Below are 18,619 nucleotides of genomic sequence, written 5' to 3'. Positions count from 1 at the left end.
CCGGCTCGGGTCACCGCGCCGGGCCCACGCGGGCCCGGGTCACGACGCGGCCCGGCCGACGTACACGTCCCTGGCGAAGAACTCCGCCAGCACCGGGGCGATCACCTGCGGTGCCACCTCGCGCATCTGGCCCGTCAGGGTGCGGTGGCGGGCGCGCGGCACCGCGTCCGCGAGGGTGCGGGCCGCGTTACGGGCCTGGAGGGGGCTGAAGCCGCCGCAGACCACCATCGTGCGCGCGGTGACGGCCGCGAACCGCTCGGCCGGGACCGTCCCGTCGCCCAGGAGCGCGTCGTCGTACGCGAGGGTGTGCGCCACCGACTCCAGGCCCTGCCACAGCGGTGCGCGCCGCATCCGGGCGATCGTCCCGGCCTCGACGCCGGTCGCCGAGAGGAACAGCTCCACGGCCCCGCCGAGATCCCCGGTGGACAGCAGCCGGTGCAGCCGGGCCGTGCGACGGGCCTTGTGCAGCAGGCCGGACGGACCGGGGGTGTACGGGGGTTCGTAGACCGCGAGCAGATCCACCGGCAGCCCGGCCGCCTGCGCCTCCAGGGCCAGCGCCCCGCCGGACGACATGCCGAACACCGAGACCCGCCCGCCCACCGCGTCCGCAACGGCGGTCAGGTCCTCGATCTCCCGCCGTACCGCGTAACCGCCGCCGTCACCGCTGGCGCCCCGCCCCCGGCGGTCGTACGTGACGACCGTGAAGCGCGGCGCCAGCAGGGCGGCCAGGGCTGCCTCGGTCGCGGCGGTGCTGAGCGCCCCGCCGACCAGCACCACGGGCGGCCCGTCGCCCTGGCGGCGGTACGCGATCGGGGTGCCGTCGGCGGAGAGAGTCGTGTCCATGTGACGGCTGACCGGACCGGCCGCGAAAACTCATCGCTGCCGCGGAACAATTCTTGGAAATCTCTCAGGAGCCTTCCGGCGAAGGACTTCTGACGCCCGGCCAACCACGGTCACGGGGGTGCCTCAGGCCGCGTCCCCGGCTACGGTCTCGGTCTCGTAGAAGCAGAAGTGGTCCTTGATCGCGGCGACTTCGGGCTTCGGGTCCGGGTAGGCCCAGACGAGATCGGCCGCACCCGGCACCGACCAGTAGGAGGCGTCGCCCTTGTACGGGCAGTGGGTGCTGGTGTCCGAAGCCGCGAGCAGTTCGGTACGGACGTCCTCGGGCGGCAGGTAGTAGCGGACCGGACAGCCGGTCTCGCGCAGCACGAGCGGGCGGCGGCTCTCGGCCAGCACCTGCCCGTCGCGCACCGCCCGGACATGCTCGGAGCCGGGCTCGACGGTGATGCGGTGTCCTGTAAGGGAAGTCATGTCAGGTGCAGCGGTACGGCGGCCCGGATTCTTCCCCGTGTCCGGAACGGATCGGCCGCGGACCGCGCTGTCCGGGGCGGGTCGTACGGTGGTCCCATGAACATCTGCGTCTTTCTCTCCGCCGCCGACCTCGACGACCGCTACACCGTGCCCGCCCGGGAGTTCGCCGAACTGCTGGGCCGGGGCGGCCACACCCTGGTCTGGGGCGGTTCGGAGAGCGGCCTGATGAAGGTGGTCGCCGACGGTGTCCAGGAGGCGGGCGGGCGGCTCGTCGGGGTGTCGGTGGACTTCCTGGCCGAGAAGGCCCGGACGAACGCCGACGAGATGGTGATCGCGCGCGATCTGGCCGAGCGCAAGGCGCTGCTCCTGGCGAAGGCCGACGCGGTCGTGATCATGGTCGGGGGAACCGGGACGCTCGACGAGGCCACGGAGATCCTGGAGCTCAAGAAGCACGGCAAGCACGCCAAGCCGGTCGTCCTGCTGAACACGGCGGGCTTCTACGACGGGCTGCGCCAGCAGTTCCAGCGCATGGAGGACGAGGGCTTCCTGCCGCTGCCCCTCACCGACCTGGTCTTCTTCGCCAAGGACGCCGTCGGCGCGCTCGCCCACCTGGAGGAGTCCGCCGGACACCAGTGACCGGGCCGCTCCAGTGCGCCCGGCCCGGTGATGGGATCATCGGTACATGTCTACCCACCTCATCACCGGTGCCGGTTCCGGCATCGGGGCAGCCGTCGCCCGCCGTCTTCTGGAGCGCGGTGACGAGATCGTGCTGCTGGCCCGGGACGCGGGCCGCGCCAAGGAGCTCGCGGACCTGTACCCCGGTGCCCGTACGCTCGTCGGTGACCTCGGCAACCCCGACCGGCTCTCCTGGGCGTTCGGGCAGCAGGCGATGCCCGAACGGCTCGACTCGCTGCTGCACATCGCGGGGGTCGTCGAGCTCGGCCCCGTCGGCGAGCTGACCCCCAAGGCGTGGCACTTCCAGCTCAACGCCAACCTCGTCGCCCCCGCCGAGATCACCCGCCTCCTGCTGCCGCAGCTGCGCGTCGCCCACGGCCACGTGATCTTCGTGAACTCGGGCGCCGGGCTCCAGGCGCACGCCGAGTGGGGCGCGTACGCCGCGAGCAAGCACGGCCTCAAGGCCCTCGCCGACTCGCTGCGCCACGAGGAGCACGGCAACGGGGTCCGGGTCACCTCCGTCTACCCCGGACGCACCGCCAGCCCCATGCAGGCCAAGGTCCACCAGCAGGAGGGCAAGGAGTACGACCCCGCCAAGTGGATCGACCCCGAGTCGATGGCCACCACGATCCTGATGGCCCTCGACCTCCCGCGCGACGCCGAGGTCAACGACCTCACCGTCCGCCCCGGCCGCTGACCTCGCCGGTCCGCTCCCACCCGTAGGCTGCCCGGGTGAGCGAGAAGAGCAAGTTCAGCGGGTGCCCGGCGACCGGGATCGGCTCGATGCCCGGGGGAGACGCACGGGAGGCGGCCAGGACCGTCACCGGTTCCTTCGCCGACGGTCAGGGCATGCCGTATCTGGCGGAACTGCCCGCCCGCGGTCCGGGCGCGGACATGATCGGGCGGACCATCGGGATGCTCGTCGAGATGTACGGCCACGTCGAACCGAGCGGCTGGCGGATCAGCGACCGGCCGGGCCGTGACACCAGGAGGGCCCGGTCCTGGCTCGGCGAGGACCTCGACGCCCTGGAGGAGTTCACCCAGGGGTACGAGGGGCTGCTCAAGGTCCAGGCCGTGGGCCCGTGGACCCTGGCCGCCGCCCTGGAGCTGCGGGGCGGCGAGGCCATGCTCGGCGACCCCGGCGCCTGCCGCGACCTGGCCGGTTCGCTGGCCGAGGGGCTGCGCGCGCATCTCGCCGACGTACGCCGCAGGATGCCGGGCGCACAGATCGTGCTCCAGCTCGACGAGCCGTCCCTGACCGCCGTACTCCTGGGGCGGGTCAGATCGGCGAGCGGATACCGCACCTACCGGGCCGTGGACCGCCAGGTCGTCGAGGCGACCCTGCGCGAGGTGCTCGCCGTGAACGGGGACGGGACCACGGTCGTCCACTCCTGCGCACCCGAGGTGCCGTTCGCGCTGCTGCGCAGGGCCGGTGCCGACGGGATCTCGTTCGACTTCTCCCTGCTCACCGAGCGTGAGGAAGAGACGATCGGGGAAGCGGTCGAAGGCGGCACCCAACTGTTCCTCGGTGTGCTGCCCGGCACCGATGCGGCCTCGGCCGGATTGTCGGACCCGGGCGGTAGCGTCATGGGTGTCAGGACGCTGTGGAGCAGGTTGGGGCTGAATCCGGGGACTCTCACCGAGTCCGTCGTGATCACTCCGTCGTGCGGGCTCGCGGGGGCATCGCCCACGTACGCGCGTGCCGCGCTCGCCCACTGCGCCAAGGCGGCGAGATCGCTCGCGGACAACCCTGAGTGATGGGGACGGCGGGCCAACGGGAGGACGGGATGATGGCCGGCGAACACCGGGCAGAGCAGTCGGGCACAGTTCCGGCGCAGGCGCAGGAGGAGCACGCGCGGCTCTCCGAGCAGGTCGAGGAGCACCGCTTCCGGTATTACGTGAACGACCAGCCGGTCGTCAGCGACGCCGAGTTCGACCGGCTGCTGCGCGCGCTGGAGGCCCTGGAGGACCAGCACCCCTCGTTGCGCACGCCGGACTCCCCGACCCAGAAGGTCGCCGGCCCGTACCGCACCGAGTTCACGTCCGTCGAGCACCGCGAGCGCATGCTCTCCCTGGACAACGCGTTCGACGACGCGGAGCTGGCGACCTGGGCCGAGCGCGTCGCCAAGGACGTCGGCACCACGGACTACCACCTCCTGTGCGAGCTCAAGGTCGACGGACTCGCCGTCAACCTCACCTACGAGCACGGCCTGCTCACCCGCGCGGCGACCCGCGGCGACGGCCGTACCGGCGAGGACATCACCCCCAACGTCCGGACCATCGCCGAGATCCCGCACCGGCTGAAGGGGGAGCGGATTCCGCCCCTCGTCGAGATCCGGGGCGAGGTCTTCTTCCCGATGGACGCCTTCGAGGAGCTGAACGCCCGGCTGGTCGCGGCCGAGGACAAGCCCTTCGCCAACCCGCGCAACGCGGCGGCGGGGTCGCTGCGGCAGAAGGACCCCAGAGTCACCGCGACCCGCCCGCTGCACATGGTGGTGCACGGCATCGGCGCCCGCGAGGGCTTCGACATCGACCGCCTGTCGCACGCCTACGAGCTGCTGCGCGAATGGGGACTGCCCACGGCCGGGCACAACAAGGTCGTGGACTCCCTCGACGGCGTACGGGAGTTCATCGCGTACTTCGGCGAGAACCGGCACTCCGTGGAGCACGAGATCGACGGTGTCGTCGTCAAGCTCGACGAGATCCCGCTCCAGGGCCGGCTGGGCTCCACCTCGCGCGCCCCGCGCTGGGCGATCGCCTGGAAGTACGCGCCGGAGGAGGTCAACACCAAGCTGGTCAACATCCGCGTCGGCGTCGGACGCACCGGCAGAGTCACCCCGTACGCCCAGGTCGAACCGGTCGAAGTGGCGGGCTCGGAGGTCGAGTTCGCCACCCTGCACAATCAGAACGTGGTCCGGGCGAAGGGTGTCCTGATCGGCGACACGGTGGTGATCCGCAAGGCGGGCGAGGTCATCCCGGAGATCCTCGGCCCGGTCGTCGATCTCCGCGACGGCACGGAGAAGGCGTTCGTGATGCCCGACGTCTGCCCCGAGTGCGGCACGGAGCTGCGCGCCATGAAGGAGGCCGACATCGACCTCCGCTGCCCCAACGCGCGCTCCTGCCCGGCCCAGTTGCGGGAACGGATCTTCTACCTCGCCGGCCGCAAGAGCCTGGACATCGATCACTTCGGATACGTCGCCGCCGCCGCCCTGACCAAGCCGCTGGAGCCCGCCGAGCCGCCGCTGCTGGACGAGGGCGACCTCTTCGGGCTGACCGTCGATCAGCTGCTGCCGATCCGGGCCTATGTCCTCGACCAGGACAGCGGACTGCCCAAGCGCGACCCGAAGACCGGCGAGGAGAAGATCGCGACGGTCTTCGCCAACCAGCAGGGCGAGCCCAAGAAGAACGCCCTCGCGATGCTGGAGGGCATCGCCGCGGCGAAGGAGGCCCCGCTGGCCAGGATCCTGACGGGGCTCTCGATCCGTCATGTGGGCCCGGTGGCCGCCGCCGAGCTGGCCCGTCAGTTCCGTTCCATCGACCGGATCGACGAGGCGACCGAGGAGGAACTGGCCGCCGCCGACGGGGTCGGCCAGATCATCGCCGAGTCGGTCAAGCGCTGGTTCGCGGAGGACTGGCACCGCGAGATCCTGCGCAAATGGCGGGAGGCCGGGGTCCGCATGGAGGACGAGGGGGCGGGTCAGGACGAAGGGCCGCGCCCGCTCGAAGGGCTCACCGTCGTCGTCACCGGCACGCTGACCACGTACACCAGGGACGGCGCGAAAGAGGCATTGCAGAGCCAGGGCGCGAAGGTCGCCGGATCGGTGTCGAAGAAGACCGCCTTCGTGGTGGTGGGCGACAACCCCGGTTCGAAGTACGACAAGGCGATGCAGCTGAAGGTGCCCGTGCTGGACGAGGACGGCTTCGCCGTGCTGCTCGAACGGGGACCGGACGCGGCGGCGGAGGCGGCCCTGCCCGCCGCGGAGTAGCGGTACGGGCGGGGGATGCCGCCCCCGCCCGTCGAGGAACGATGGTGCTCCCCGGCCGGGGACATCTCGATTCCGGCCACGATCGAGACGTCTTCGAGATGTCTTCGAGACAACGCCCAGGCGTGGCGGCGGATCAGGGGGGAAGAAACGGGCCAGAGGGGGCGAGAGGGGCCCGCGAGGCCCGAATGGCCGACCACGGCCACCCGTTCGGCGCATAGCAGAAGGTGACGGGTGGTCGGTTCGCATTCGGGCAAGAGCTGTAGAGCGCTGCCCGTGGAAGCCTTTCGCGGCCTACTGTTGAGACGTGCGCCTGCCGTGCGCGGTCTTCCGGTAGGAGGCCGTGGTGGCATGAGAGCGGGGGCCATCGGCCCCGCCGGCTGTGAGAGGGACGGAATGAAACCGACCGAGAGCGCCGCACCGGTGGCACGGCTGCAAGGTTTCGTCGGCCTCACGCCCAAAGTGGGTGCCGTCGTCGTGATGATCGCCACGCTCCAGCTGGCGACCGGTTTCTATCTGACGGTGCGCGAGCGCGACGCGCTCTTCCCGGACGGCTCCGTGGGCTGGTCGCTCGCCCTGCTCACCGGAATCATCGTCGGCCACCTGGTCGCGCTGGGGCGCGACCGGTGGTGGGGCGGCACCGGCTCCGGGGCCGCCCTCACCCTCGCCGTACTGCTGCTCTACGGGTGGGTGCCCGCGGGCCTGGTCAGCACGGTCGTCGTGGTCCTCGTCGGGTCGGCCAGACGCCATCGCTGGTGGCAGGGGCTGCTGCACGGCGCGGTCGACATCCTGGGCATCGGGGCCGCCGCCCTCGTCCTGGCCGCCTTCGGCGAGGTCCCGACCGTCGCGGCCCCCTGGCAGCCACTCGACTGGGGCATCGAAGCCGTTCCGGAAGTGCTCCTGGCGGCCTCCACGTATCTTCTCGTCACCCGGGTTCTGCTCTGGTACGCCCGGGCACCCCAGGGCGGCGGGCTGCCGACCATCGCCCGCACGGCGCTGCTGCGCCAGGGGCTCGTCGCCGTCGCCCTGCTCGGGATCGCCCCGCTGATCTGCGTCGTCGCGACGGTCATGCCCGTACTGCTGCCGCTCTTCGCGGTTCCGCTGATCGCCCTGGACTCCACGCTCTGGATCGCCCGCGCGCGGGCGGAGGAGCAGTTGCGGGACCCGCTGACCGGGCTGCCCAACCGGCAGTGGCTGCTGGAGCGGACCTGGTCGGCGCTGGCGGACGCCGAGAGCGTGGGCACCAGGTCCGCGCTGGTCCTGATAGACCTCGACCGCTTCCGCGCCGTCAACGACACCCTCGGTCACCTGGCGGGGGACCGGCTGCTGCTGCAGATAGCGGAGCGGCTGCGGCTCGCCCTGCCGCGCGGCGCCGAGGCGGCCCGCCTCGGCGGGGACGAGTTCGCCGTACTGCTGCCCCAGGCCGACTCCACCACCAGCGCCCAGCGGGTCGCCCGCCACCTGGTCGCGGAACTCTCCTCGCCGCTCGACCTCGACGGCCTCACCCTGGTGCTGGAGGCGAGTGCCGGGGTCGCCGTCTACCCCGACCACGCGCTGGACGCCGAAGGGCTGCTCAGGCGCGCGGACGTGGCCATGTACCAGGCCAAGCGGGACCGTACGGGCGTCGAGGTGTACGAGTCGAAGCGGGACAGCAACACCCCGGACCGGCTCGGTCTGCTCGGCGATCTGCGGCGCGCGCTGGACGCGGGCGAGGTGGAGCTCCACTACCAGCCCAAGGTCCGCTTCGACGGCCAGGTCGCCGGTCTCGAAGCCCTGGTGCGCTGGGTGCACCCGGAGCGCGGGCGGGTCCCCCCGGACGAGTTCATCGCGATCGCGGAGTCGTCCGGCCTGATGCCGCACCTCACGGAGTACGTCCTGGAGACGGCGCTGGCCCAGGTCGCCAGGTGGCGGGCGCAGGGGCTGTTCGTCCCCGTCGCGGTCAATGTCTCCCCGCGCGACGTCCACACTCCGGGCTTCGCGGGCAGCGTCGCCGCCCGGCTGGCCCGGCACGGGGTGCCGGCCGGTGCCCTTCAGCTGGAGATAACGGAGCACGTGCTGCTGGAGGACCCGCAGCGCGCCGCCGACACGCTCGCCGGGCTGACCGGGCACGGCGTGAAGATGTCCCTCGACGACTTCGGCACCGGCTATTCCTCCCTGGTCCATCTGCGCAAGCTGCCGGTCAGCGAGCTCAAGATCGACCGGTCGTTCGTCGCCCGGCTGGCCATCGATCACGAGGACGCGGAGATCGTCCGCTGCACGATCGACCTGGCCCACTCGCTCGGCCTGCTCGTCGTCGCCGAGGGCGTCGAGGACGACGAGACCTGGGAACGTCTGCGGGATCTGCGGTGCGATGCGGTGCAGGGCTGGCTGGTCGCCGCCGCGATGCCGCCGCAGGAGGCGACGGCCTGGCTGCGGGCGCGCGGCGAGCACGGCTGGCGACGGCCTGCCGAGCTCGCGGCGCTGGCAGCGGCGGCGGCTGCCGCCGCGGCCAGCGCGGCAGTGAACAGTGCGGTGGCGAACGGCGTGGTGAACGGCGTGGTGAACGGAGCCGCGGTGAACGGAACCGCCGTGAACGGGGCGGCGGACGTGGAGCAGCGGCCCTCCGGCCGCGCCGTGAAGTCGGGCCCCGCCACAGCCTGAGGGGGCGGGGCGAGGCGGGCGGTCCGTCCGCGGTCTCCGCGGGCCCGGCCCGCGTACGTGGTCCGGGCCGCCGGCGTGGTCCGGCGTGATCGGGCCGGGTGAAGGGGCCGGTGGGGAACCGGGCTGCGGGCGACCCCATAGGATTGGGCCAAAACCACACACCAACCCCTGAGGATCGCTGCATGCCTGGCATCACGCGCGAGGAGGTCGCCCACCTCGCCCGGCTGGCGCGTCTGGAGCTGAAGGGCGAAGAGCTCGATCACTTCGCCGGTCAGCTCGACGACATCATCGGCGCGGTCGCCCGCGTCTCCGAGGTCGCCGACCAAGACGTACCGCCGACCTCCCACCCGCTGCCGCTGACCAACGTCATGCGGGCGGACGAGGTCCGTCCGTCGCTCACCCCCGCGCAGGCGCTCTCCGGCGCCCCTGCCCAGGAGCAGCAGCGTTTCAAGGTGCCGCAGATCCTGGGGGAGGACTAACAGCCATGACGGACATCAGCATCATCATCAAGCTCACCGCCGCCGAGACCGCCGCGAAGATCGCTTCCGGCGAGCTCACGGCCGTCGAGGTCACCGAGGCCCACCTGGCCCGGATCGACGCGATCGACGAGAAGGTCCACGCCTTCCTGCACGTCGACCGGGACGGCGCGCTCGCGCAGGCCCGTGCCGTCGACGCGAAGAGGGCCGCGGGCGAGAAGCTCGGCCCGCTGGCCGGCGTACCGCTCGCGCTGAAGGACATCTTCACGACCAAGGACATGCCGACCACCGTCGGCTCCAAGATCCTTGAGGGCTGGGTCCCGCCGTACGACGCGACCCTGACGCAGCGGCTCCGGGCCGCCGATGTCGTCATCCTCGGCAAGACCAACATGGACGAGTTCGCCATGGGGTCCTCCACCGAGAACAGCGCCTACGGCCCGACCGGCAACCCCTGGGACCTCACCCGCATCCCGGGCGGCTCGGGCGGCGGCTCCGCGGCGGCGCTCGCCTCGTTCGAGGCCCCGCTCGCCATCGGCACGGACACCGGCGGCTCCATCCGCCAGCCCGCCGCCGTCACCGGCACCGTCGGCGTCAAGCCCACCTACGGCGGCGTCTCGCGCTACGGCATGGTCGCCTTCTCGTCCTCCCTCGACCAGGGCGGGCCCTGCGCCCGTACGGTCCTGGACGCGGCCCTGCTGCACGAGGCGATCGCCGGGCACGACCCGCTCGACTCGACGTCCATCGACGCCCCGGTCCCGCCGGTCGTCGAGGCCGCCCGCAACGGCTCCGTACAGGGCATGCGGGTCGGCGTCGTCAAGCAGTTCTCGGGCGAGGGCTACCAGGCCGGTGTCGTCCAGCGCTTCGACGAGTCGGTCGAGCTGCTGAAGTCGCTCGGCGCCACGATCGTCGAGCTGGACTGCCCGTCCTTCGACCTGGCCCTGTCGGCGTACTACCTGATCGCGCCGTCCGAGTGCTCCTCGAACCTGGCCCGCTTCGACGCCATGCGCTACGGCCTGCGGGTCGGCGACGACGGCACGAAGTCCGCCGAGGAGGTCACCGCGCTCACCCGTGAGGCCGGCTTCGGCGACGAGGTCAAGCGCCGCGTCATCCTCGGTACGTACGCGCTCAGCTCCGGCTACTACGACGCGTACTACGGCTCGGCCCAGAAGGTCCGTACCCTCATCACCCGGGACTTCGAGAAGGCGTTCGAGCAGGTGGACGTCATCGTCTCCCCGACGACGCCCACCACCGCCTTCCCGATCGGCGAGCGCGCCGACGACCCGATGGCGATGTACCTCGCGGACCTGTGCACCATCCCGACCAACCTCGCGGGCAACTCCGCCATGTCGCTGCCCTGCGGCCTGGCCCCCGAGGACGGTCTGCCGGTCGGGCTGCAGATCATCGCCCCCGCCATGAAGGACGACCGTCTGTACAAGGTCGGAGCCGCCGTCGAGGCCGCCTTCGTGGAAAAGTGGGGGCACCCGCTGCTTGAGGAGGCTCCGTCGCTGTGAGTGCCATGGCAAAGAAGGCCAAGAACTTCAAGAAGTCGAAGACCGGGCTGTACGTTTCGCTCGGCAGCACCGCGTTCGGCGCGATCAGCGTCGCCAAGCAGGCGAAGCTCGCGCGCAACGACAACGACGTGCTGCGGCTGATCGACGCCGCGGTGTCCGCCGCCGCCATCGTCACCGGCCTCGCGATCCTGTATCGCGAACTGAAGCGTCTCGGCGACGACGACGTCCTGCTGGGCTGAGAGGGAAAGTTTCACCGTGACTGTCACTGACCTGGTGTCGTACGAGGACGCGCTCGCGTCCTACGACCCCGTCATGGGCCTCGAAGTCCATGTCGAGCTCGGCACCAAGACCAAGATGTTCTGCGGCTGCTCCACGGAGCTGAAGCAGGACGCCAACTCGCAGACCTGCCCGGTCTGCCTCGGGCTGCCCGGCGCGCTGCCGGTCGTCAACGAGATCGGCGTCGAGTCCGCCATCAAGATCGGTCTCGCGCTGAACTGCGAGATCGCCGAGTGGTGCCGCTTCGCCCGGAAGAACTACTTCTATCCGGACATGCCGAAGAACTTCCAGACCTCCCAGTACGACGAGCCGATCGCCTTCAACGGCTATCTGGACGTCCAGCTGGAGGACGGCGAGATCTTCCGCGTGCAGATCGAGCGCGCCCACATGGAGGAGGACACCGGCAAGTCGACGCACGTCGGCGGCGCCACCGGCCGTATCCACGGCGCGTCCCACTCCCTGCTGGACTACAACCGCGCGGGCATCCCGCTCATCGAGATCGTCACCAGGCCGATCGAGGGCGCGGGCGCGCGGGCACCCGAGGTCGCCAAGGCGTACGTCGCCGAGCTGCGCGAGCTCATCAAGGCGCTCGGCGTGTCGGAAGCCCGGATGGAAATGGGCCAGATGCGCTGCGACGTGAACCTGTCGCTGCGCCCGCACGGCATCGAGAAGTTCGGTACGCGCTCCGAGACGAAGAACGTGAACTCGCTGCGTTCCGTCGAGCGTGCCGCCCGCTTCGAGATCCAGCGGCACGCCGCCGTACTGAACTCCGGCGGCACGATCGTGCAGGAGACCCGGCACTTCCACGAGGAGGACGGCTCCACCACGGCCGGCCGCATCAAGGACAACGCCGAGGACTACCGCTACTTCCCGGAGCCCGACCTGGTTCCGGTCGCCCCGGCCCGCGAGTGGGTCGAGGAGCTCGGCAGGAGTCTGCCCGAGCTGCCGCGGCTGCGCCGCGCACGGCTGAAGGAGCAGTGGGGCGTCTCCGAGCACGACATGCAGTCCATCCTCAACGCGGGCGCGGTCGACCTGATCGTGGCCACGACGGACGCGGGCGCCCCCTCGGACCAGGCCCGCAAGTGGTGGATGGGCGAGCTGGCCCGTAACGCCAACGAGACCGCCCGCGGCCTCGACGAGCTCCCCATCACCCCGGTGCAGGTAGCCAGGGTGGCCGAGCTCGTCACCTCGGGCGACCTCAACGACAAGCTGGCCCGCCAGGTCATCGAGGGCGTCCTCGCGGGCGAGGGCGACCCGGACACCGTCGTCGAGAAGCGCGGCCTCAAGGTCGTCTCCGACGAGGGCGCCCTGGGCACGGCCGTGGACGAGGCCATCGCCTCCAACGCGGCCATCGCGGACAAGATCCGCGGCGGCAAGGTCGCGGCGGCGGGCGCGCTCGTCGGCGCGGTCATGAAGGCCACCCGCGGCCAGGCGGACGCGGCCCGCGTGCGCGAGCTGATCCTGGAGAAGCTCGGCGTCGAGGGCTGAGCCCGTCTCGTACGTCCTCGTAGGGGCGGTGCACCCGTGATGCGGGTGCACCGCCCCTTTTCCCCGCTCGGAGACTCCGCTGAACACGGTCACCGCCGGAATCCTCTCCGTCGCGCTGCTCCTCGCGGTGCTGGCGTTCGCCGTCCTGCGCCCCAGAGGGCTGCCGGAGGCGACCGTGGCCGTGCCCGCCGCGGTGCTGGTGGTCGTGGCCGGCGTGGTGCCGTTCGACGGTGCCCTGGACCGGATCGACAGCATGCTGCCGGTCGTCGGATTCCTCGCCGCCATCCTGGTCCTGGCCCACCTCTGCGCCGACGAGGGGCTGTTCACCGCGGCCGGGGACCTGGTGGCCCGCGCCTGCCGGGGCCGGACCGGACCGCTCCTGGGCGGGGTCTTCGTCATCGCCGCGCTGATCACCGCCGTCCTCAGCCTGGACGCGACGGTGGTCCTGCTCACCCCGGTCGTCCTCGCGACGGCCGGCCGCGTCGGTGCCCGCCCCCGCCCGTACGTCTACGCCTGCGCGCACCTCGCCAACTCGGCGTCCCTGCTGCTCCCGGTCTCCAACCTGACCAATCTGCTGGCGTTCACCGCCAGTGGGCTCTCCTTCACCCGGTTCGCGGCGCTGATGACCCTGCCGTGGCTGGCCGCCATCGCCGTCGAGTACGTGATCTTCCGCCGCGCCTTCGCCGCGGACCTGGCGGCCGGGGCGCACCCGCCGAAGCCGCTGCCGGAGCGCGACCGGACCCGCGCGCCCGTGTTCACCCTGGTCGTGCTCGCGCTCACCCTGGCCGGTTTCGTCGTCACCTCGTTCGCGGGCGCGGAACCGCTGTGGGCGGCGCTGGCCGGTGCGGCGGTGCTCGCGGTACGGGCGCTGGGGCGGCGCAGGACGACGGTCAAGGGCCTCGTACGGGCCGCCAACCCGCTGTTCTGCCTGTTCGTCCTGGCGCTGGGCGTCGTGGTCGAGGCCGTCGTCGACCACGGGCTCGGCACCGGTATCGGCACGCTGCTGCCGGACGGCTCCTCGCTGCCCGATCTGCTGGTGGTCGCCGCGGTGGCCGCCGTGCTGGCCAACCTGATCAACAACCTGCCCGCGATCCTGGCGCTGCTCCCGGTCGTCGCGGCGGCCGGTCCCGGACCGTTGCTGGCCGCGCTGATCGGGGTGAACCTCGGCCCGAACCTCACGTACGTCGGCTCGCTCGCGACCCTGCTGTGGCGCCGCATCCTGCACGCGCACGGCGCGGAGCCGGAGCTCGGCCACTTCACCCGGCTCGGGCTGGTGACCGTACCGGCGACGCTGGTGGCGTCGACGGTCGCGCTGTGGGGAGCGCTGCGGCTCATCGGGGTGTGAGGGCGGCGCCGGGGCCCGTTCGCGGGCGGGTGCCGCTTGGACTTTCGGTGACGACCTGTTGGACGTTCACCGCCATGCCGTGCAACGGCCTTCCCGCAGCCACTTGGCTTGACTAACTTCCCCGCCGTACCACCGGAATCGGGAGGCTCACTTGACCACGGACATTTCACGACGGCGGCTCTTCGCGCTCGGCGGCGGCGCGCTCGGCGCCGCGGCGGCGGGATCGTTCCTGCCACCGTCGCTCCAGGCCGCGATCGCCGCACAGCCGGCCGCCGCGGGGGCCGGTCGTGACGGGCTGGGCGCCATCAAGCACGTGGTGATCCTGATGCAGGAGAATCGTTCCTTCGATCACTACTTCGGGACGCTGCGCGGAGTGCGGGGCTTCGGCGACCGCAACGCGATCGAACTCCCCTCGGGCAAGCCCGTCTTCGAGCAGCCGGGCCCGCTGGGCACCACCGTGCTGCCGTTCCCGGTGCGCGGGGCCGCCGAGACCCAGAAGAAGGACCTCCAGTACATCGGGGCCCTCGACCACTCCTGGAGCGGTGGCTCCAAGGCATGGGCCGGGGGCTGGATGAACGGCTGGATCACCGCGAAGACGGCCGCCACGATGGCGTACTACGACCGCCGCGACATCCCGCTGCACTACGAACTCGCCGACACCTTCACGATCTGCGACGCCTACCACTCCTCGATCCACACCTCGACCAGCCCCAACCGCAACCACCTGTGGAGCGGGAAGACGGGCAACGAGCCGAACGGTAAGCGGGCCGTCGGCAACGACGCGTACAACGAGGGCACCCACCCCGGCTACGACTGGAGCACCTACGCGGAGCGGCTGGAAAAGGCCGGGCGCAGCTGGAAGACGTACACGGAGTGGGAGAACTTCACCGACAACCAGATCGAGTTCTTCGCCACCTTCAAGGCCGTCGCCCGCAAGGCGCTGGCGAAGACCGGCGGACACACGTACATGGAGTCCTTCTACGCCGCCGTCCGCGACACGGACGACGCGGGCGAGCGGGAGCGGCTGCTGGGGCTCCTGGAGGAGGGCGTCGCCACGCTGACGAAGTCCGAGCGCAGCCTCTTCGAGCGGGCGCTGCGCCGGGTCGAGACCGGCACCCTGGCCGACGAGTTCGCCAAGGACGTGGCGGCCGGGACGCTGCCCGAGGTCTCCTACCTGGTGCCCTCGGCCCTCGACTCCGAGCACCCGAGCGTCTCCTCGCCGGTGCACAGCGCCACGATCGTCTACAAGGTCCTCGACGCGCTCGGCAAGCACCCCGATGTGTGGCGGCACACCGCCGTACTCATCAACTACGACGAGAACGACGGCTTCTTCGACCACGTACCGCCGCCGGTCGCCCCTCCCGAGGTGGCCGAGGAGCAGTGGGAGGGCAAGCCCACCGGCCTCGGAGTACGGGTGCCGCTGCTGGTCGTCTCACCGTGGACGGTGGGCGGATACGTCTGCTCCGAGGTCTTCGACCACACCTCCGTGATCCGCTTCCTGGAGCGCTGGACGGGAGTACGGGAGCCGAACATCAGCGACTGGCGGCGCCAGGTCACCGGCGATCTCACCTCGGCCTTCGACTTCAAGCGGGCCCGACGGCAGCCGAAGGTGGCGCACCCCGCCGTCATTCCGCCGTTGAGCGGCCGCTGGCAGCCGAAGCCGCCGGCTGTCCAGCACCTGCCCGTGCAGGAGCGGGGCGCACGCCCGGCCAGGCCCCTGCCGTACCAGCCCGACGCCCAGGCGCGGCGGGTGGACGGGCAGTTGCGGGTGGCCCTCAGCAACAGCGGCCGGTCCTCCGCGCACTTCGCGCTGTACCCGTACGCGGGGGAGTTCACCGCGCCGCAGCACCGTGATGTAAGGAGCACCGCGCAATGGACGGTGCCCCTTACCGGTAAGGGCTACCGGTTCACGGTCACCGGGCCGAACGGCTTCCGGCGGGAGTTCGAGGGAGCGGCCGACGGCGCCGCCGAGGTCGCGTCCCGGATCGACACGCACGAACGCGACCTGCACCTCACCCTGCGCAACACCGGCAGGCGCACCCTGACGTTCACCGTCCGGCCGCTGGCGTACGTCGAGGAGGACGATCTGCGGGACTGGACCCGCACGGTCAAGGTCAAGCCGGGACGCAGCCGTACGGTCGTGCACTCGGCGTCCGACGCCCGCGGCTGGTACGACCTCGCCGTGACCGCCGAGGGGGAGGCTACCTTCCGGCGCCGTCTGATGGGGCACATCGAGAACGGCAGGGCGAGCGTCTCCGGCTGACCGGGGGAGGGGACGCGGGCCGGGGGCCTCGGGGGGTGGCCACCGGCCCGGTGCGTCCCGGAGCGCACCGAGGGCCCTGTTGAGCGTCCTGGAGCGTCCGGGGCGCTCCAGGGCCCCCGGTGGTCCCGGGGGCGGGTGACGGTGGCGTGTAGGGGTGAGATCAAGCCATGTGACCATGGCCACGAAAGGGGCAAAGGATCACAGTTGACTGTCAGAGTGACGGTTCTCAGGTCCTGTGACGTTTACCGGAAGTTCCCACTATCTCCGGATAAGGGTCCACGAGCCCGCAGGGAGCCCGTCCGTTGGCCGCCATCGCCCGCTGGTGCATCAGGCACCGCCTCGTCGCCGTCCTCATCTGGCTGTTCGCCCTCGGCGGCGCGGCGACCGCGGCGGGCTTCGCGGGTTCCGCGTACGCGAACGACTACGAGGTGCCCGGCACCGAATCCGGCCGGGCCACCGAACTCCTGCGCAACGGCTTCACGGACCTCGGCGGGGACACCGACACCGTCGTCTGGCACACCACCGGCTCCACGGTCCTCGCCGCCGACGTCGAACAGACGATGACCCGGACCCTGCACGCGATCGAGGAGCTGCCCGGCATCGGCGACGTCACCGGCCCGTACGGTGCCGCCGGGACCGGGCAGATCAGCGAGGACGGCCGCACCGCGTACGCCACGGTCACCTTCGACCACCAGGCCGACGACATCCCCGAGGAACAGGCGCAGGCGCTCGTCGACACCGCGAAGGCGGCCGGGAGCGACGGGCTGCGGGTCGAGCTGGGCGGCACCGCCGTCGCCCTCACCGAAGCCCCCGCCCTCCACCTCAGCGAGGCCATCGGGGTGGTCGTCGCCGCGGTCGTCCTCTTCCTCGCCTTCGGCTCGCTCGCGGCCGGCCTGCTGCCCATCGCCACCGCGCTCGTCTCCGTCGGCACCGCCTACGCGGGCATCGTGCTGCTCGGCCATGTGATGACCGTCGCCGACTTCGCACCGACGCTGGGCATGCTGATCGGGCTCGGCGTCGGCATCGACTACGCGCTGTTCATCGTCACCCGGCACCGCAGAGGGCTGCGACAGGGGATGACGGTCGCCGACGCGGCGCGCAACGCCGTCACCACGACCGGGCGCGCGGTCGTGTTCGCCGGGGCGACGGTCTGTATCGCCCTGCTCGGCATGCTCGTCCTGCGGCTCGGCTTCCTCAACGGCGTCGCCATCGCCGCCTCGCTCACCGTCGTGCTGACCGTGGCCGCCTCGGTGACGCTGCTGCCCGCGCTGCTCTCCCTCATCGGGATGCGGGCACTGAGCCGGCGCGAACGCGCGGAGCTCGCCGAGCACGGCCCGCGGCCCGAACCGCCCACCGGCTTCGCCGCACGCTGGTCCGCGTTCGTCGAACGGCACCCCAAGCTGCTGGGGGCGATCGCCGCCGCCGTGATGCTGGTCCTCGCCCTGCCCACCTTCGGACTCCACCTGGGCACCTCCGACCAGGGCAACAACCCCACCAGCTCCACCACCCGGCAGGCGTACGACCTGCTGGCCGACGGCTTCGGGCCCGGCGTCAACGGGCCCTTGACGATCGCCGCACAGCTCGACGGCGCCGACGACCGGCTCGCCCTCGACAGCCTGCCCGCCACGCTGCGGGACACCGAGGGCGTCGCGGCGGTCGGACCCCTCACGTACAACAGCGCCGGCGACACGGCCTTCCTCACCGTCGTCCCCACGTCGGCACCGCAGTCGAAGCAGACCAGCGAGCTGGTCGACCGGCTCCGCACCGACGTCCTGCCGCCGGTGCGGGACGACACCTCGCTGCGGGCCCATGTGGGCGGGGTGACGGCGAGCTACGACGACTTCGCCGAGATCATCATCGGCAAGCTGCCGCTCTTCGTCGGTGTGGTCATCGCGCTCGGCTGTCTGCTGCTGCTTCTCGCCTTCCGCTCCGTCGGCATCCCACTGAAGGCCGCCGTGATGAACGTGGCGGCCGTGGCCGCCTCGTTCGGGGTCGTCGTCGCGATCTTCCAATGGGGATGGGGGAGCGAACTGCTGGGACTCGGCAGCGCCGGCCCCATCGAACCCTTCCTTCCGGTGATCATGGTCTCGGTGCTCTTCGGCCTCTCGATGGACTACCAGGTCTTCCTGGTGGGGCGGATGTACGAGGAGTGGCTGGAGACCGGGGACAACCGGCGGGCGGTCCGGGTCGGCCTCGCCGAGACCGGCCGGGTGATCAACTCCGCCGCGGTGATCATGATCTCGGTCTTCCTCGCCTTCGTGCTCAGCGGCGACCGGGTCATCGCGATGTTCGGCATCGCCCTGGCCGCCGCCGTCGCCCTGGACGCCTTCGTCCTGCGCACCCTGCTGGTGCCCGCCCTGATGTACCTGCTGGGCGGGGCGAACTGGTGGCTGCCCGCCCGGCTGGAGCGGTGGCTGCCGAGGATCAGCATCGAGCCGCCGGACAGCCGTGTACCGCATGCGAAAATCCCGGGGACGCGCGTGAACGAGGAGACGGGACCGCTCGAACAGCGCGTTCGCTGAGACTCCGGCGGTGACAGCGCGGGCCACGGCCCGCCACGGCCCGAGCCACAGCGCGGGAAGCAGCGTGGAGAGCAGCGCCGGCCACCGCACGGACACCGTGCGGGAAGCACCGCCGCCCACGCACGGATA

At 71.5% G+C, this 18,619-nt stretch carries 14 protein-coding genes; 12 read left to right on the top strand and 2 right to left on the bottom strand.

Translation table 11 applies throughout. The annotated features are described in order from the left end of the window. Window positions 1-39 precede the first annotated feature (39 nt). The gene (locus tag A6A29_RS35980; protein WP_073727060.1) at window positions 40-843 is read right to left on the bottom strand and encodes an alpha/beta fold hydrolase; all 804 of its coding nucleotides are present in this window, start codon (window positions 841-843) and stop codon (window positions 40-42) included. Window positions 844-966: 123 nt separating this feature from the next. Continuing rightward, window positions 967-1,311, bottom strand: coding sequence for a DUF427 domain-containing protein (locus A6A29_RS35975; protein ID WP_073727059.1), 345 nt, complete (start codon window positions 1,309-1,311; stop codon window positions 967-969). Window positions 1,312-1,407: 96 nt separating this feature from the next. Here A6A29_RS35975 and A6A29_RS35970 point away from each other — a divergent pair, with 96 nt between their 5' ends. The 12 genes from A6A29_RS35970 to A6A29_RS35915 all read left to right on the top strand — a co-directional run bounded on the left by A6A29_RS35970 (window position 1,408) and on the right by A6A29_RS35915 (window position 18,490). Then, window positions 1,408-1,947 carry a TIGR00730 family Rossman fold protein gene (locus A6A29_RS35970; protein ID WP_073727058.1) on the top strand — a complete coding sequence of 180 codons (540 nt, stop codon included), beginning with the start codon at window positions 1,408-1,410 and terminating at the stop codon, window positions 1,945-1,947. Between the two features lie 46 nt (window positions 1,948-1,993). After that, window positions 1,994-2,683, top strand: a complete 690-nt coding sequence (locus A6A29_RS35965; RefSeq protein WP_073727057.1) for an SDR family oxidoreductase — start codon at window positions 1,994-1,996, stop codon at window positions 2,681-2,683. Window positions 2,684-2,718: 35 nt separating this feature from the next. After that, window positions 2,719-3,744: a methionine synthase gene (locus A6A29_RS35960; RefSeq protein WP_073727056.1), complete on the top strand. Its 1,026-nt coding sequence runs from the start codon at window positions 2,719-2,721 to the stop codon at window positions 3,742-3,744. 32 nt (window positions 3,745-3,776) lie between these two features. After that, window positions 3,777-5,972, top strand: coding sequence for an NAD-dependent DNA ligase LigA (gene ligA / locus A6A29_RS35955; protein WP_073727391.1), 2,196 nt, complete (start codon window positions 3,777-3,779; stop codon window positions 5,970-5,972). Window positions 5,973-6,365: 393 nt separating this feature from the next. Next, complete coding sequence (locus A6A29_RS35950) at window positions 6,366-8,609, top strand: putative bifunctional diguanylate cyclase/phosphodiesterase (RefSeq protein ID WP_073727055.1); 2,244 nt, start codon at window positions 6,366-6,368, stop codon at window positions 8,607-8,609. 182 nt (window positions 8,610-8,791) lie between these two features. Beyond that, window positions 8,792-9,088 carry an Asp-tRNA(Asn)/Glu-tRNA(Gln) amidotransferase subunit GatC gene (gatC, locus tag A6A29_RS35945; protein ID WP_003966094.1) on the top strand — a complete coding sequence of 99 codons (297 nt, stop codon included), beginning with the start codon at window positions 8,792-8,794 and terminating at the stop codon, window positions 9,086-9,088. A gap of 5 nt (window positions 9,089-9,093) precedes the next feature. Beyond that, entirely contained in the window at window positions 9,094-10,596 is a 1,503-nt protein-coding gene (gene gatA, locus A6A29_RS35940; protein ID WP_073727054.1) for an Asp-tRNA(Asn)/Glu-tRNA(Gln) amidotransferase subunit GatA, read from the top strand. A 5-nt stretch (window positions 10,597-10,601) separates the two neighbouring features. After that, a complete protein-coding gene (locus tag A6A29_RS35935; RefSeq protein WP_073727053.1) occupies window positions 10,602-10,835 on the top strand; it encodes a hypothetical protein in 234 nt (77 codons plus the stop codon). A 16-nt stretch (window positions 10,836-10,851) separates the two neighbouring features. Next, window positions 10,852-12,360 (top strand): Asp-tRNA(Asn)/Glu-tRNA(Gln) amidotransferase subunit GatB, encoded by a 1,509-nt coding sequence (gene gatB / locus A6A29_RS35930; protein WP_073727052.1) that lies wholly within the window; start codon window positions 10,852-10,854, stop codon window positions 12,358-12,360. Window positions 12,361-12,460: 100 nt separating this feature from the next. Next, window positions 12,461-13,705 (top strand): SLC13 family permease, encoded by a 1,245-nt coding sequence (locus A6A29_RS35925; protein ID WP_073727051.1) that lies wholly within the window; start codon window positions 12,461-12,463, stop codon window positions 13,703-13,705. A gap of 151 nt (window positions 13,706-13,856) precedes the next feature. Next, a complete protein-coding gene (locus A6A29_RS35920; protein WP_073727050.1) occupies window positions 13,857-15,968 on the top strand; it encodes a phosphocholine-specific phospholipase C in 2,112 nt (703 codons plus the stop codon). Window positions 15,969-16,270: 302 nt separating this feature from the next. After that, the gene (locus A6A29_RS35915) at window positions 16,271-18,490 is read left to right on the top strand and encodes an MMPL family transporter (protein WP_073727049.1); all 2,220 of its coding nucleotides are present in this window, start codon (window positions 16,271-16,273) and stop codon (window positions 18,488-18,490) included. The last annotated feature ends 129 nt before the right edge of the window (window positions 18,491-18,619 follow it).

The organism is Streptomyces sp. TSRI0281, assembly GCF_001905125.1.
Classification (GTDB): Bacteria; Actinomycetota; Actinomycetes; order Streptomycetales; family Streptomycetaceae; genus Streptomyces.
This window is presented reverse-complemented; position numbering and strand designations above follow the sequence as displayed.